Origin of the sequence: Legionella cincinnatiensis (genome assembly GCF_900452415.1) — a bacterium.
In the GTDB taxonomy this organism is placed as follows: domain Bacteria; phylum Pseudomonadota; class Gammaproteobacteria; order Legionellales; family Legionellaceae; genus Legionella; species Legionella cincinnatiensis.
In genome coordinates this window covers 2120482-2136812 of record NZ_UGNX01000001.1, presented here as the reverse complement: position 1 = coordinate 2136812, position 16331 = coordinate 2120482, and the positions used below count along the sequence as shown (strand labels likewise).

The window sequence follows — 16331 nt, the reverse complement described above, 5'->3', positions numbered from 1 at the left end:
GAGGATGAAGTATCAAGATGCTTGAGTAAAACATAATTTTTGAGCCACTCTTATCTCTTGTCACTGCAGTGAGGTATGAGTGGCTGGTTATTTATTTAAACAATAATTCTCGCTGCAGGGCCGAGGCAAAATCGACGAGGTAAAACAATGTCTTATAAGTTTGAAGAGGGTAAAGATGTATTAATTGAAGCCATTGTAGATAAAATTAAAAGCTCTATGATTGGTAGTCAAGCTGAATTCTGCGCCGAATTTGCCAAACAGTTATATGGTACTGTGGCTATGGAAGATCTTGATGCATGGAATCTGGATGATCTTTATGGGGCTGTAGTTAATTTTTGGTCCTTGATTAATGAACGTGCTCCACATGAAACGAAAATAAGAATTTATAATCCAGATTTTGAACGGCACGGCTGGCAAACGACACATACTGTGATTGAAGTGATTTGTGATGATATGCCTTTTCTAGTTGATTCAATTCGTCTAGTAATCCATAGAATGGGATTATCATCTCATTTAACAATTCATATGGGCGGGATTCGCGTTAAAAGAGATAAAGATAATAAAATTTGTGAGATTTTACCGCGTAATCAATTGACCGCTGAAACAGGAGTACTTCATGAAGCTCCAATATTTCTTGAAATTGATCGACAAACCGATCCTGAAATGCTTGAACAATTGCATAAAGGATGCGAAAGAGCCCTTGAGGATAATAGAGTTGTTTTTGAAGACTGGGAAAAAATGCGCGCCGCGGTTCGCGAGGCAATTGCTGAGATCGATAAAGTTTCTTCAGTGCTCGACATGGATGAAGTGGAGGAGACCAAGGCTTTTCTACATTGGATTGAAGACCATCATTTTACTTTTTTAGGCATGCGGGATTATGAGCTTGTACAAAAAGGGAAAGAAACAGTTTTACAAGCAATACCTGACACAGGATTAGGACTTTTGCGTGAAAATGTTACAAAATCAATGGCGCGTAGCATTTCTGCAATGACTCCTGAGGCACGAGAATTTTCTTTATCTCCTCGCATATTAGTGACCTCAAAAACCAATACATTGGCAAGCGTACATCGTGATGCTTATACCGATTATATAGGTATTAAGCGTTTTAACGCAGAAGGAGAGGTTATTGGGGAGCGAAGAATTATTGGTTTGTATACTTCAGCTGCTTATCACACTAACCCCAAACAAATTCCATTTTTGCGTCGTAAAGTAGCGCTCATTATGGAAAATTCTGGACTTAATCCCAGAAGTCATGCAGGTAAAGTTTTGTTAAATATTCTTGAAACTTTGCCGCGCGATGATTTAATTCAGGGAACTGAAGATGAAATTCTCGAAATTGCAATGGGTATTTTTTACATGCAAGATAGAAAGCGTATTCGTTTGTTTGCGCGAATGGATGTTTATCACCGTTTTGTTTCATGTCTGGTGTATGTTCCTAAGGAAAGAATCAATACAGAATTAAGAATGACTATGAAGAAAATTCTTGATGAGAGTTTTAATTCGATTGAGACTACATATTCGCAACAGTTTACAGAATCAGTGTTAGCACGTGTTCATTTTATTATTAAAATTAATCCTCAATTGCCTCTTGAATACGATTTAAAAGAAATTGAAAAGAAACTGATCGAAGCGGGACGCTCATGGGCAGATGATTTGCAAACTCATTTATATGAGTCATATGGAGAGGAGCAAGCAAATTGTTTGTATGCCCAGTATAAAAATGCATTTCCCATTGCTTATCGTGATATGTTTTCTCCCAGAACTGCAGTATATGATATTAAGCATATTGAAATGCTTACGCCTGAAAATCCTTTGGGAATTAATTTTTATAAGCCATTGGATGAATCAGAAAATAGTTTTAGATTAAAAGTTTATCAACATGATTCGACGATTCCACTCTCTGATGTTTTACCCATATTGGAAAAGCTAGGGTTGCGTGCGATTAGTGAACGCCCTTATCCATTAAAGTTTGATGATGGTAAGGTTACTTGGATTAATGATTTTGCTATGCAATATAATAAATCCACTGAGTTCGATCTTGATGAAATTAAAGAGTTATTTCAAAATGCTTTTGCTAAAGTTTGGTTTGGTGAAGCTGAAAATGATGGCTTTAATCAGTTAGTTTTAGCAGCCGGCCTAAATTGGCGTGAGGTGGCTGTTTTACGTACCTATGCTAAATATTTTAAACAAATTGGCATTACTTTTAGCCAAGATTATATGGAAATGGCTTTAAATAATAATGTTGCTATTGCTAAAAAATTAGTAACGTTGTTTGAGATTCGTTGCAATCCAGCTGATGATCCTAATCGAGAAGATCGTTTTACTGATTTGTCCATTGAAATCTTAGCTGATCTTGATGGAGTATCAAACCTTGATGAAGATAAGATAATTAGACAATATATTCATGCTATTAGTGCGACATTGCGTACTAATTTTTATCAAATTAATAAAAATGGGCATCACAATCCTTACATTTCCTTGAAACTGAATAGCAAAATAATTCCGGGTGTACCCAAACCCCATCCAATGTTTGAAATTTTTGTTTATTCACCTCGTTTTGAAGGAGTTCATTTGCGTTGCGGTAAAGTGGCTCGAGGAGGGTTACGTTGGTCAGATCGAAGAGAAGATTTCCGTACAGAAATACTTGGTTTAATGAAAGCACAACAAGTGAAAAACTCAGTAATTGTACCAAGCGGCGCTAAAGGTGGTTTTGTACCCAAGTTCTTGCCTGTTAATGGTACACGAGAAGAAATAATGGCTGAAGGAATCAGTTGTTATCAATTATTTATACGTGGCTTATTAGACATTACTGATAATTATATTGATGGTAAGGTAGTTAAACCCAAAAATGTTGTCTGTTTTGATGAGGATGATCCTTATCTTGTTGTTGCTGCAGATAAAGGCACGGCCACCTTTTCTGATCTTGCAAATGCAATTTCTCAAGAATATGGTTTTTGGTTAGGCGATGCTTTTGCTTCGGGTGGTTCAGTGGGCTATGACCATAAAAAAATGGGGATTACTGCTAAAGGCGCCTGGGAATCTGTGAAACGCCATTTCTATGAGTTAGATATAGACATTGAAAATAACGATTTTACTGTGGTTGGTATTGGTGATATGGCTGGAGATGTCTTTGGTAATGGAATGTTGTTATCAAGGCATATCAAGTTAATTGGTGCCTTTAACCATATACATATTTTTGTTGATCCTAATCCTAATGCGGAAGAGAGTTTTAAAGAGCGTGAGCGTTTATTTCATTTACCCCGGTCAAATTGGACTGATTATGATAAAAAACTAATTTCTAAGGGAGGAGGGGTTTTTAATCGCAATGCTAAATCAATTCCCGTCAGTAAGGAAATGCAAGCAGCTTTAGGTATTAAACAGACTGAAATTGAGCCTAATGAATTAATTAAAGCGATTTTAAAAGCTAAGGTTGATTTACTTTGGAGTGCCGGAATTGGTACTTATGTAAAAGCCAGTACTGAGTCGAATACCCATGTAGGTGATAGGACTAACGATGCAACTCGAGTTAATGCAAAACAACTCCGTTGTAAAGTTATAGGTGAAGGGGGTAATTTAGGTTTAACCCAATTGGCTCGAGTCGAATACTCTTTAAATGGGGGGATGGTATATACTGATTTTATTGATAACTCTGGCGGAGTGAACTGTTCTGATAAAGAAGTAAATATTAAAATTTTACTAAACAGTATTGTGGCAAGTGGTGATTTGACTCCCAAACAAAGAAATGAACTTTTAATAGAAATGACCAATGAAGTGAGCAGGTTAGTTCTGAGAGACAATTTCTTACAAACGCGTGCAATCAGCCTAACTGCTTCTCAACCTTTGCAAGTCTTGGATCTCCAAAGTCGCTATATCAATGAGCTAGAGCGCACCGGAAAAATTGATCGTAGTTTAGAATACTTACCTGATGACAAGGCGATTATGGAGCGCAAATTAATGGGGAAAGGATTAATGCGCCCCAGTATTGCAGTTTTGATGTGCTACAGTAAAACGATTTTGAAAGAACAAATTCTGGCATCAGGTGTTCCCGAAGAAGCGTATATGGAGTATTTTTTAACCTGTTCATTTCCAATACCTTTACAAGAGCGTTTTAGCAAACAAATGCAATCTCATCCATTAAGACGAGAAATAATTGCTACAAAATTAAGCAATATTATAGTTAATGAAATGGGTTTTACTTATGTTTATAGATTACAGGATGAAACTGGCGCACCTGTTTCTGCGATTGTCAAAGCGTACATCATTACTCGCTCCGTTCTTAACTTAGAATCTGTCTGGAGACAAATTGAGGAGCTAGGTACTAAGATAAGTGCTAAGCAACAAATTGAGATGATGATGTTATATGCCAGACTTGCAAGACGTATTACTCGTTGGTTCTTGCGTAGTCAACGGAAAGCGATAGATATTTCAGAAGTTGTACAACTCTATGCAGATGGGATAATTGCACTGAAGAAATCTATACCTTCTATTTTAAGTGAAGAACGGCGTGTTAAGTACCAAGAGCATTATCAAAAGTTGATTGATGAGGGTATTTCGCCCACATTGGCTCATGAGTTAACTATATCTCGTGGCTTATTTGCGGCAACTGACATGATTGAAATTGCCTATAAGAAAAATATGAGTGTTGCAAAGGTTGCTGAAATTTATTATGGAATAGGTGAATTCTTAGATCTTGCCTGGATAAGAAAACAAATCATTATTCATCCTAGCGAAAATCATTGGGAATCTTTATCTAGAGAAGCACTGCGAGATGATCTAGATTGGCAACAACGCCAACTTACCGCTGGATTAATTAACTATGATAGCGATAATCCTGATCTGGAAGCACGTCTTACTTCTTGGGGTGACTCACATAGGGCATTAATTCAACGTTGGCGTTACATTTTAGCTGATCTGAAAGCAAGTACAGTCCTAAACTATACTATGTTTTTTGTTGCAATCAGAGAATTGTTGGATTTAACCCAAACTACAATACAATCCTATGCCTTAGAAGAGCAGGAGGCATAGAATAACCGTTAGCACAACACCCTATTTGTATTGAATCAAGCAAAATGAAACCGGGTTTAGGCTTCATGCCTTTACCCGAGCAACTTAATGGCGACCATTTAAGGAAACTGATTCCTTCTTCTGCAGCCCCCGGAGGCAAAGCTGTAATCCGAGCTACCCGCACTATACTATGTTTTTTGTTGCAATCAGGGAGTTGTTGGATTTAATTCAAACTACAGTACAATCCTATCCATATTGCATGTAGGATTTTATTTCCAAAGATTCAAAAGAATGCTGGTATATGAAAATTTATCTATGTTATATCTCTATCCATACTGACATTAAATTATTACGAATTGGTAGGAGCTAAGGCTTTATCATTCCTGTTGTTTTGAACAATGATAGGATGCTTTTCTGACAAGTATGATGTTGTGTTTTAGCAAGGAACAAATTAATGTAGGTGAAGTGACATAAAAAGCATTTACCTGCTTTTTATGCCACATTTACGCTTGTTAAGGTACCTTTCTGGTTTTTTCACCAGTATAAAGCTGACGAGGTCTACCTATTCTTGATTTGGTAGCAACCATTTCCATCCAATGACTCATCCAGCCTACTGTACGAGCCAGCGCGAATACTACAGTAAACATATTTGTTGGGATACCAATAGCACTTAATGTTAATCCTGAATAGAAATCAACATTAGGATAAAGTTTTTTCTCAATAAAATAATCATCTTCAAGAGCAATGCGTTCTAACTCCATGGCTAATTTGAACAAAGGAGCATCTTTTGCACCCACAGCTTCCAAAACATCGTAACACGTTTGACGCATCACTTTAGCTCTGGGATCATAGCTTTTATACACACGATGGCCAAAACCCATTAAGCGGAATGGATCATCTTTATCTTTTGCTCGTTTAATGTAATGTTGAATTCGATCTACACTTCCAATTTCCTTAAGCATGTTTAAGCAGGCTTCATTTGCACCACCATGAGCAGGGCCCCATAACGCTCCAATACCTGCAGAAATGCATGCAAAAGGATTGGCACCTGTTGAACCAGCAAGCCGTACTGTGGAAGTGGATGCATTTTGCTCGTGATCCGCATGCAAAATAAATATAGTATCCATTGCCCGCACGAGAACTGGATCAGGAGTTGATTCTTCTGTTGGAACGCTGAACATCATATGTAAGAAGTTTTCAGCATAAGACATCTTATTTTGGGGATAAATATAAGGCAATCCTATTGAATATTTATAACTCATAGCCGCAAAAGTAGGCATTTTTGCAACCATACGAATCGCTGAAATAAAGCGATCTTCTGCATTATTCAGATCCATAGTGTCATGGTAGAAAGCAGAAAGAGCACCAACCATTCCTACCATAATTGCCATAGGATGTGCATCACGACGAAAACCATTTAAGAATTGATACATTTGTTGATGTACCATAGTATGGTTATTAATTAAGCCAACAAATTTTTTCTTTTCTTCAGCATTAGGTAATTCACCATTAAGTAAGAGATAACTTACATCAAGAAAATCTTTTTTCTCAGCAAGTTGCTCTATTGGATAACCTCGATAGAGCAAAATACCTTTATCGCCATCAATATAGGTAATTTTGGATTCGCAGGAAGCAGTAGATAAAAAGCCTTGATCAAAGGTAAATACGCCACGAGCACCCAGTTGAGTGATATCAATCACATCGTTCCCTAAAGTGGGTGTATAAACGGGTAGTTCAAGCGGCTCTTGGCCTTCGATACTGAGTTTAGCTATTTTTTTAGTCATTGCTACTCCTGATTAAGGATTCTTGTTGTTTGTGGGTGGCACTATATACAAAATGAGCACTTACAGTCAATTTTATTATGGGTTAGAATTTGAAAGAATTACAGTAGAAAATAATAAAATTATTGAGATAATGCTGTAGTGCAGCATGCGCCATAATTTTTAACTGCCACATTTAAAATTATTAAAAGCTTCCTATTTTTCGCTTAGTCATATTTAGTACAGACATTTAATTAAATGCGTCTGTATGCTATTCTTCATCATTAAAATTTTTCATCAAGGATACGTCCAAACTATGGTTGATCTAGCGAAAGAAGTCTTGCCAGTTAATATTGAAGATGAGTTAAAACAATCCTATTTGGATTATGCAATGAGTGTCATTGTAGGCAGAGCCTTGCCTGATGTGCGTGATGGACTTAAACCTGTTCATCGACGTGTTCTTTACGCGATGAGTGAGTTAGGTAATGATTGGAATAAACCTTATAAAAAATCTGCACGTGTGGTAGGGGATGTGATTGGTAAATACCATCCACATGGCGACACCGCGGTTTATGATACGATTGTGCGCATGGCACAGCCTTTTTCGCTGCGCTATCTTTTGGTAGATGGTCAGGGTAACTTCGGTTCAGTAGATGGTGATGCTCCGGCAGCAATGCGATATACCGAAGTAAGAATGTCTAAAGTAGCGCATGCTTTGTTAGCTGATTTGGATAAAGAGACGGTTGATTTTAGCCCTAACTATGATGAAACCGAATTCGCTCCTGTGGTATTGCCTTCAAGAGTACCTAATTTATTGGTAAATGGTTCTTCAGGTATTGCTGTAGGCATGGCCACTAATATTCCACCTCATAATCTTAGTGAAGTGATTAATGCATGCATCGCTTTAGTTGATGATCCCGAAATTAGTTTAGATGAGATTATGCAAATTATTCCTGGCCCTGATTTTCCTACTGCTGCCATCATTAATGGTAGAGCTGGAATCATTCAAGGCTATCGTACAGGAAAAGGGCGCGCCATTATTCGAGCGCGAACAGAAATTGAAACTGATGAGGATTCTGGCCGTCAATCGATTATCATTACTGAGCTTCCATATCAAGTCAATAAAGCACGTTTAGTTGAGCGAATTGCTGAATTAGTAAGAGACAAGAAAATTGAAGGAATTTCGGGCCTTAGGGATGAATCAGATAAGCAAGGAATGCGTGTCGTTATTGAATTGAAACGACAAGAAATTGCAGATGTTATTTTAAATAACTTATATACTCAGACTCAGATGCAAAATGTTTTTGGAATTAACATGGTTGCATTGGTGGATGGACAGCCGCGTACTTTGAATTTGAAACAAATTCTAGAGTATTTTATCAAACATAGACGTGAAGTAGTAACGAGAAGAACTTTATTTGAATTAAAGAAAGCGCGAAGTCGCGCGCATTTGTTAGAGGGTTTGGGGATTGCTTTAGCCAATATCGATGAGATGATTGCTTTAATTAAACAATCACCCACTCCTCAAGATGCAAAACAAGCCTTGCTTGCGAAACTATGGCAACCAGGTATGGTTAAAGCGATGTTGGAACGAGCAGGCTCAGATGCTTCGCGCCCCGATGATTTGGCTGCTGAGTTTGGTTTGAGTACCGAAGGATATAAGTTATCAGAGGCACAAGCTCAAGCTATTCTTGAATTAAGACTTCATCGTTTAACTGCTTTAGAACAAGATAAAATATTAGATGAATTCGAAGAGTTATTAACGCTGATTCGAGAGTTGTTAGAAATATTGGCTTCACCAGAGCGGTTGATGCAAGTCATTCGTGATGAATTTGTTGAAATAAAAACTCAGTTTGGTGACGAACGTCGTACTGAAATTATTGAATCACAAGAAGACTTAACTATTGAAGACTTAATTACTGAAGAGCACGTCGTTGTAACCTTATCACATCAAGGATATGTTAAATATCAACCAATTAGCGCATATCAAGCTCAACGTCGTGGAGGCAAGGGAAAATCAGCTACAAATGTTAAAGATGAAGATTTTGTTTCTCGTTTAGTCATTGCAAGTACTCATGATACTTTGCTCTGTTTCTCGAATCATGGAAAGCTTTATTGGTTAAAAGCGTATGAGCTTCCTTTAGCGAGTCGTATTTCTCGTGGTCGACCGATTATTAATATATTACCACTTGCTGAAGGTGAAGAAATTAATGCCATGTTGCCGGTAAGGGAATATTTGGATGGATATTATGTATTTATGGCAACTAAAAAAGGTACCGTTAAAAAAGTACCTTTAAATGCTTTTAGTAGACCACGATCTAATGGAATTATTGCTGTAGATCTGGATGAAGATGATAGCTTGGTTGGTGTGGATATTACTGATGGCAGCAAAGATATTATGTTGTTTACTGATGCGGGCAAGGTTGTTCGCTTTGATGAAAATAAAGTAAGGCCGATGGGGCGTACTGCTCGTGGAGTACGAGGTATTCGTATCGAAGAAGAACAAGCAGTAATTTCTTTAGTTGTTGCTCATCTTGACGGAACTATATTGACTGCCACAGAAAATGGATATGGTAAACGCACTTCAATTGATGAGTATCGTGTTTCCGGCCGAGGAGGACAGGGAGTAATTTCAATTCAGGTGAATGAACGTAATGGTAAAGTAGTTCGTTCAGTGCAAGTCACCGATGCAGATGAAGCCATGTTGATCACTGATAAAGGAACTCTAGTGCGCTTTAAAGTCAATGAATTATCAGTCATTGGTAGAAATACCCAAGGTGTTCGTCTTATTAATGTTAGCTCAGGTGAAAAAGTAGTTGGAATGCAAAAAATTGAAGATTTAGGCGAAGATTCCAATGACGTAAATAATGATGTAGTTGAAACTGAAGAAAGTAGTGATGACAACTCGAGTATATAATTTTGGTGCCGGACCTGCGATGCTTCCGGAGTGCATACTCCGAGAGGCCCAGGAAGAATTCCTTGATTGGCAAAACTTAGGTATTTCCGTTCTCGAGGTTGGGCACCGTAGTTCAGAGTTTATGACCTTATTAAGTAATGCGGAACAAACACTAAGGGAATTACTAATCATTCCTCAAAACTACCAAGTCCTCTTTTTAGGAGGAGCTGCTCGTACGCAATTTGCGATGATTCCAATGAATCTTTTGCATCCGAATGAACAAGCAGGTTATATAGTTACTGGAATATGGTCACACATAGCTTTCTCTGAAGCCCAATATTTAAAAAAAGCATATTGTATCGCCAGCAGTGAAGAAAATTCCTATAAAAACATTCCTAGTCGGAAAGACTGGAAAATCAATGAAAATACCGCCTATGTTTATTATACGGCTAATGAAACGGTTAATGGCGTTCAGTTTTCCTATGTTCCTCCGACTAAAGAAATCCCTTTAGTTGCTGATATGACTTCTTCTTTGCTTAGTGAGCCTTTGGATGTGAGCAAATTTGGCTTGATTTTTGCAGGTGCACAGAAAAACATAGCTAATGCTGGCTTAACTATAGTGATTATACGGGATGATTTATTAGAAAGAGCGCCAAATCCTCCTGTTCCGACAATGCTTCATTATAAAACTCAAGCGGAACATCATTCGCTTTATGCTACTCCGCCGGTATTTAATTGTTATTTAGCGGATAAAATGTTTCGCTGGATAAAAGCAGAAGGTGGGATTGATGCAATGTATCGACTCAATTGCCAAAAAGCAACTAAATTATATCAGTATATAGATAGTTCAGAATTTTATAGTACAGAGATAGATCATGAAGCACGCTCTATGGTTAATGTATGTTTTTCTCTTAAAAATACTCAATTAGAAAGCGAATTTCTTAGATTGGCGCAGCTAAGAGGTTTATACGCATTAAAAGGACATAGGTTAGTAGGTGGGATTCGTGCGAGCCTATATAATGCTATGCCTATGGCTGGAGTAGATGCTTTAATTGAATTCATGTCTGAATTTGCAAAGGAAAATAGTCTGTGAGAATACACAATTTTATAAGTAAACCTGTTACCTCGATAAAAGGGGAAATTACTGTTCCTGGAGATAAGTCGATATCACATCGCTCTATCATTTTTGGTTCTATTGCAAAAGGAACAACAGTTATTAATGGATTTCTAGATGGTGATGATTGCATCGCTACTTTGAAAGCATTTCAAGCAATGGGTGTTACAATAGAAGGCCCTGATGAACAGCAAGTAGTGATTTATGGTGTAGGCAAATATGGCTTGAAAAAACCAGATCAGGCTATTGACTGTGGGAATTCCGGAACCAGTATGCGTCTATTAGCTGGATTATTAGCTGCACAATCTTTTGACAGTCAATTAACTGGGGATGAGAGCTTGTTAAAAAGGCCAATGTTGCGAATTAGCAAACCACTCGCTTTAATGGGGGCTGATGTTTCAACAGTTGATGGAAAACCGCCAATTACTATTAAGGGTGGGAAAAAACTTCATGGAATCGATTATGTAATGCCAGAAGCAAGTGCCCAAGTTAAGTCATGTATTTTATTAGCAGGTCTTTATGCTGAAGGTGAGACATTGATCACTGAAACAGGGGTGAGTCGTGATCATACAGAACTCATGTTAAAAAATTTTTCTTACCCCATAAATCGCTCAGGAAATACGCTAGTAATTAATTCTGATCATGAGTGTTTAGCTACTGAAATATATGTTCCTGGCGATATTTCTTCAGCTGCATTTTTCATTGTTGCAGCAACAATTATTCCTGGATCGGATGTGCTCATACGTAATGTCGGTATTAATCAAACTCGTACAGGAATTATTCATATTCTGTTGGAAATGGGAGCTAATATTACCCTTTTAAATCAGCGCCAACTTGGTGAAGAATGGGTTGCTGATCTGCGTGTTCAATATGCTCCTTTGAAAGGAATTAATATATCTGCAAACATGGTTCCGCTTGCAATTGACGAATTTCCTGTTATTTTTATAGCCGCTGCTTGTGCTCGCGGACGAACTACTCTTCGTGGTGCAAGTGAATTACGCTTTAAAGAAAGCGATCGAATTGCTGCTATGGTTGATGGTCTAAAAAAATTAGGAATTCAAGCAGAGGCATTAGATGATGGCGTTTTCATTGAAGGAGGCACTTTACAAGGAGGCATTGTTGAAAGCAGAGAAGATCATCGTATTGCTATGTCTTTTGCTGTTGCAGGCGCTGTAGCTAGTGCCCCAGTTACTGTTAGAAATTGCGCTAATGTAGCTACCTCATTTCCTTTGTTTGTAGAAACAGCCCAGCAACTTCAACTTCAAATAGAGGAAACAGTTGATAATGTACAATGACGATGTACCTGTAATAACCTTAGATGGACCAAGTGGAACTGGTAAAGGAACTTTATGTCAGTTGCTTGCAAAACATCTGCAATGGAATATGCTTGATAGTGGAGCAATTTATCGTGTCTTAGCTTATGCAGCTAGAAAAAATAATATTGCCCCCCACGATATAAAACAATTAGTTGTGTGGGCTCGTTCTCTTAATTTGCGCTTTGATTTTTCTGATGAACATGGCTCACGGGCAATTCTTGATGATGTAGATGTCAGTCGTGAAATTCGAAGTGAACAATGTGGTCAAGATGCATCTCAGATCGCTGCTATTCCTGAAGTAAGAGAAGCTTTGCTTGAGCGCCAACGTAATTTTGCTCAACCCCCAGGTTTGGTGACAGATGGTAGAGATATGGGCACTGTAGTTTTTCCTGATGCTATTTTAAAAATATTTTTATATGCAAATGCGGAAGAAAGAGCAAATAGACGCTATTTACAGTTGAAAGAAAAAGGAATTAATGTTAGCCTCGCGCAGGTCGTAGAAGAATTGGCTAAGCGTGATGTAAGGGATACTGCACGAACGCATGCGCCATTGAAGCCTGCGGCTGATGCAGTGCAAATTGATACAACCAGATTATCCATTGTACAAGTGTTCGATAATGTATTAAACTTAATTAATGAACGTCTATACAGTGTTTAAATGTTTGTTGGGGGAAAGATGAGTGGAACTCATTCTTTCATTTTTTTACTAAAGAGTTTATAAACATGTCTGAAAGTTTCAAAGAATTGTTTGAGCAAAGTATTGCCGGCGCTCAATTTTATCCTGGTGCTATTATTAATGCTAAAGTTATTGGTATTGATAGTGATTACGTCATTTTAAATGCGGGTCTAAAATCTGAAGGAATTGTACCTAAAGAAGAATTTTATGACAAAGATGGCGCATTGGAAGTAAATTTGGGTGATACGGTTGAAGTAGCCTTGGATTCTGTAGAAGATGGCTATGGCGAAACAATCCTTTCAAGAGAAAAAGCAAAACGTCAGGAAGCTTGGCGTAAATTATCCAAATCACATGAAAACAATGAAACAGTTACTGGACTTATTTCTGGAAAAGTTAAGGGTGGATTTACTGTTGAAATTGGTTCCATACGCGCATTCTTACCTGGCTCATTAGTAGATGTCAGACCTGTAAGAGATCCTTCTTATCTTGAAGGCAAAGAGCTTGAATTCAAAGTAATCAAAATGGATTTAAAGCGTAATAATATTGTGGTATCACGTCGTGCAGTTGTTGAAGAAGAAAGCAGTGCCGATAGACAAGCATTACTTGAATCCTTACATGATGGTCAAGAACTTCATGGTATTGTTAAAAATCTTACCGACTACGGCGCATTTATTGACCTAGGTGGTATTGATGGTTTACTGCATATTACTGATATTTCTTGGAAACGAGTGAAGCATCCGAGTGAAGTGCTATCCGTTGGCCAGGATATAAAAGTAAAAGTATTAAGTTTCGATAGTGAACGCAACCGAGTTTCCTTAGGCATGAAGCAATTAGGAAATGATCCATGGGTTGATCTCGTAGAACGTTATCCTATTGGTAAGAAGTTGCAAGGTAAGGTAACCAATATTACTGATTATGGTTGCTTTGTGGAAATTGAAGAAGGTGTTGAAGGCTTAGTCCACATGTCTGAAATGGATTGGACCAACAAAAACGTACATCCAAGTAAAGTGGTTGCACTGGGTGATGTTGTTGATGTTATGGTTCTTGAAATTGATGAAGAAAGACGTCGTATTTCTTTAGGTATGAAACAATGTGTTGGCAATCCTTGGCAACAATTTGCTGCAAGTTACAATAAAGGACAAAAAGTAAGTGGTAAGATTCGTTCAATCACTGATTTTGGAATCTTCATTGGTTTAGATGGAGATATCGATGGCTTAGTTCATTTATCTGATATTTCTTGGACAACTCCTGGTGAAGAAGCAGTAAAACAATACAAGAAAGGACAAGAAATTGAAGCAGTTATTCTTGCTATTGACCCTGAACGTGAGCGTATTTCTTTAGGAATTAAACAACTTGAAGGGGATAACTTTACAAGTTTTGTTGATGAGTACACTAAAGGCGCAATAGTTAAAGGTACTGTGACTGCTGTAGATCCAAAAACAGTTACTGTAGCATTAGCTGGCGATATTACAGGTACCATTCGCGCAAGTGAATTATCTGATGAGCGTGTTGATGATGCCACTACTGTTGTTAAAGAAGGTGATGAAATTGAAGCAAAAATCATCAATGTTGATCGTAAAAACCGCTCAATCACACTTTCAGTAAAAGCAAAAGACGCACAAGATGAAGCAGATGCCATTAAGAAATACTCCAGAACCGAGGGTTCATCTACAACAACTTTAGGTGATTTGCTCAAGGAAAAAATGGCTAGTAAAGAAAGTGAATGATTTTTATAGCTAATGAGTTAAAAAGCGTAGATACTTCTACGCTTTTTTTGTTTTGTTAATCTGGGTAAAATGAGGTATTGCCTAGGTAGGTTATGGCTATTGTGTCCTGGAGGATCCTGGGTTTTGCCCTGAATCTTCTATATAATTTACCGAAAAGCCACATTTGGTACATCTTGAATAAAAGTAACTTTCAAAAAAGCGCAGCATAAAGGATTATGCGCGCATGTTTGAGAGCTATTTCTGTCCAATCTGAACTCAAATATGACTTTTTTCCAAAATTTTAACTGGACTAAGAGACAGGGTTTTACCCAGGCTACAAAAAAGGAAGACTTCAATGCGCATATTAATGCTAGTTATTTATATTCTTCTTATTGTTATTGGTGTTAGCTTTGCGGCCTTAAATGCAACATCGGTAGATGTTAATTTTTATTTTGAGACACTATCAATGCCTATTTCTGTTTTGATGACGATTATGTTGGGGATTGGTGTTGTAATAGGTTTTATACTTTTTATAGTACGCTATTGGCGTTTAAAAGCAGAGTGTCATAGACTCAAAAATCAATTAAAATTGACTGAAAAAGAAATTAAGAACTTACGTTCAATCCCATTGCAAGATCAACACTAGTTTTATTATTATTAAGTATAACATGCACAGAGGAGGGTAATAATGATTGATTTATGGCCATTACTATTGCCTGCTGCTGCTTGGTCTGGTTGGTGGATGGCAAATCGTAGCAAATCAAAAGATATTCCAAACCTTTCTAATCGTTTATCCCGTGAATATGTTGTAGGACTTAACTATTTATTAAATGAGCAATCTGATAAGGCTGTTGATATATTTATTAAGTTATTAGAAGTAGACAGTGATACGGTTGAAACCCATCTTGCCTTGGGAAGTTTATTCAGACGTCGTGGAGAAGTTGATCGAGCTATTCGTATTCATCAAAATTTAATTGCTAGACCTCAATTAAGCTTAGTGCAAAAAAAAGAATCTTTAATGGCTTTAGGCCAAGATTATATGAGTGCGGGTTTATTCGATAGGGCAGAGCGAATTTTTTTAGAGGTGGTTGAATTAGGCGGCTCCAAAGAAACCAGTAGCTTGCATGGTTTGTTGGCGATTTATCAACAAGAAAAAGCTTGGGAAAAAGCATTAGATGTAATTAAAAAATTAGAAATCACAACGGGTACAAGTTTTCATCATCAAGCAGCTCATTATTATTGCGAGATGGCAAGCCAGGCATTAAAAACCAACTCTTTAGATAAGGCAGCTTATTGTATTAAACAAGCAATTAATGTCGATGTAGCCTCTGTTCGGGCGAGTTTAATGCATGCGAGCTTGGAAATGAAAGAGGGGCGTTACAAACAAGCAATTCGCTCATTAAAAAAAGTTCCTCAACAAGATGCTGACTTTTTAACAGAGATTATTGAGCCTTTAGTTTTATGCCATAAAGAATTAGATACTATGGATGAGTGTATCAAATATCTTGAGCAGACTTTAGCAGATAATCCTCGGGCCTCAGTAATTTTCGTTATAGCGGAATATTTAAAACAACAAAAAAATATGGATGCAGCAATAGATTTTGTAGCCGATAATTTGAGTAAACATCCCTCGATACGCGGTTTAAACCAATTAATTTATTGGCATCTTGAATCTGCTCATGGAAAAGTACGCGATAAATTACAAATGCTTTATGATATAACTAGCAAATTTTTAGACAATAAGCCAGTATATCGATGTGTACACTGTGGGTTTGGTGGAAAACATTTACATTGGCATTGCCCTAGTTGTAAAAACTGGGGAAGAATGAAGCCAGTTCATGGCTTAGAAGGGTATTAAC

General features: G+C 37.5%; 9 protein-coding genes. 8 read left to right on the top strand and 1 reads right to left on the bottom strand.

All coding sequences use genetic code 11. The features are described from left to right. Window positions 1-147: 147 nt before the first annotated feature. The gene (locus tag DYH34_RS09470) at window positions 148-5025 is read left to right on the top strand and encodes an NAD-glutamate dehydrogenase (protein ID WP_058466394.1); all 4878 of its coding nucleotides are present in this window, start codon (window positions 148-150) and stop codon (window positions 5023-5025) included. Window positions 5026-5516: 491 nt separating this feature from the next. Here the strand turns inward: DYH34_RS09470 and gltA are convergent, their stop codons facing one another. Continuing rightward, entirely contained in the window at window positions 5517-6788 is a 1272-nt protein-coding gene (gltA, locus tag DYH34_RS09465) for a citrate synthase (RefSeq protein WP_058466393.1), read from the bottom strand. A 292-nt stretch (window positions 6789-7080) separates the two neighbouring features. Here gltA and gyrA point away from each other — a divergent pair, with 292 nt between their 5' ends. The 7 genes from gyrA (at window position 7081) to lapB (ending at window position 16330) form a co-directional block, all read left to right on the top strand. Continuing rightward, window positions 7081-9681, top strand: coding sequence for a DNA gyrase subunit A (gene gyrA / locus DYH34_RS09460; RefSeq protein WP_058466392.1), 2601 nt, complete (start codon window positions 7081-7083; stop codon window positions 9679-9681). Beyond that, window positions 9662-10753: a 3-phosphoserine/phosphohydroxythreonine transaminase gene (gene serC / locus DYH34_RS09455; protein ID WP_058466391.1), complete on the top strand. Its 1092-nt coding sequence runs from the start codon at window positions 9662-9664 to the stop codon at window positions 10751-10753. Before gyrA ends, serC begins: the two co-directional genes overlap by 20 nt. Next, entirely contained in the window at window positions 10750-12069 is a 1320-nt protein-coding gene (aroA, locus tag DYH34_RS09450) for a 3-phosphoshikimate 1-carboxyvinyltransferase (protein WP_058466390.1), read from the top strand. Before serC ends, aroA begins: the two co-directional genes overlap by 4 nt. After that, window positions 12059-12748 (top strand): (d)CMP kinase, encoded by a 690-nt coding sequence (gene cmk, locus DYH34_RS09445; RefSeq protein WP_058466389.1) that lies wholly within the window; start codon window positions 12059-12061, stop codon window positions 12746-12748. Before aroA ends, cmk begins: the two co-directional genes overlap by 11 nt. Window positions 12749-12813: 65 nt before the next feature. Beyond that, window positions 12814-14493 carry a 30S ribosomal protein S1 gene (gene rpsA / locus DYH34_RS09440; RefSeq protein WP_058466388.1) on the top strand — a complete coding sequence of 560 codons (1680 nt, stop codon included), beginning with the start codon at window positions 12814-12816 and terminating at the stop codon, window positions 14491-14493. Between the two features lie 334 nt (window positions 14494-14827). Further along, window positions 14828-15118, top strand: a complete 291-nt coding sequence (locus tag DYH34_RS09435; protein WP_058466387.1) for a LapA family protein — start codon at window positions 14828-14830, stop codon at window positions 15116-15118. A gap of 42 nt (window positions 15119-15160) precedes the next feature. Then, on the top strand, window positions 15161-16330 hold the full coding sequence (lapB, locus tag DYH34_RS09430) for a lipopolysaccharide assembly protein LapB (protein WP_058466386.1): 1170 nt from the start codon (window positions 15161-15163) through the stop codon (window positions 16328-16330). Window position 16331 lies beyond the last annotated feature (1 nt).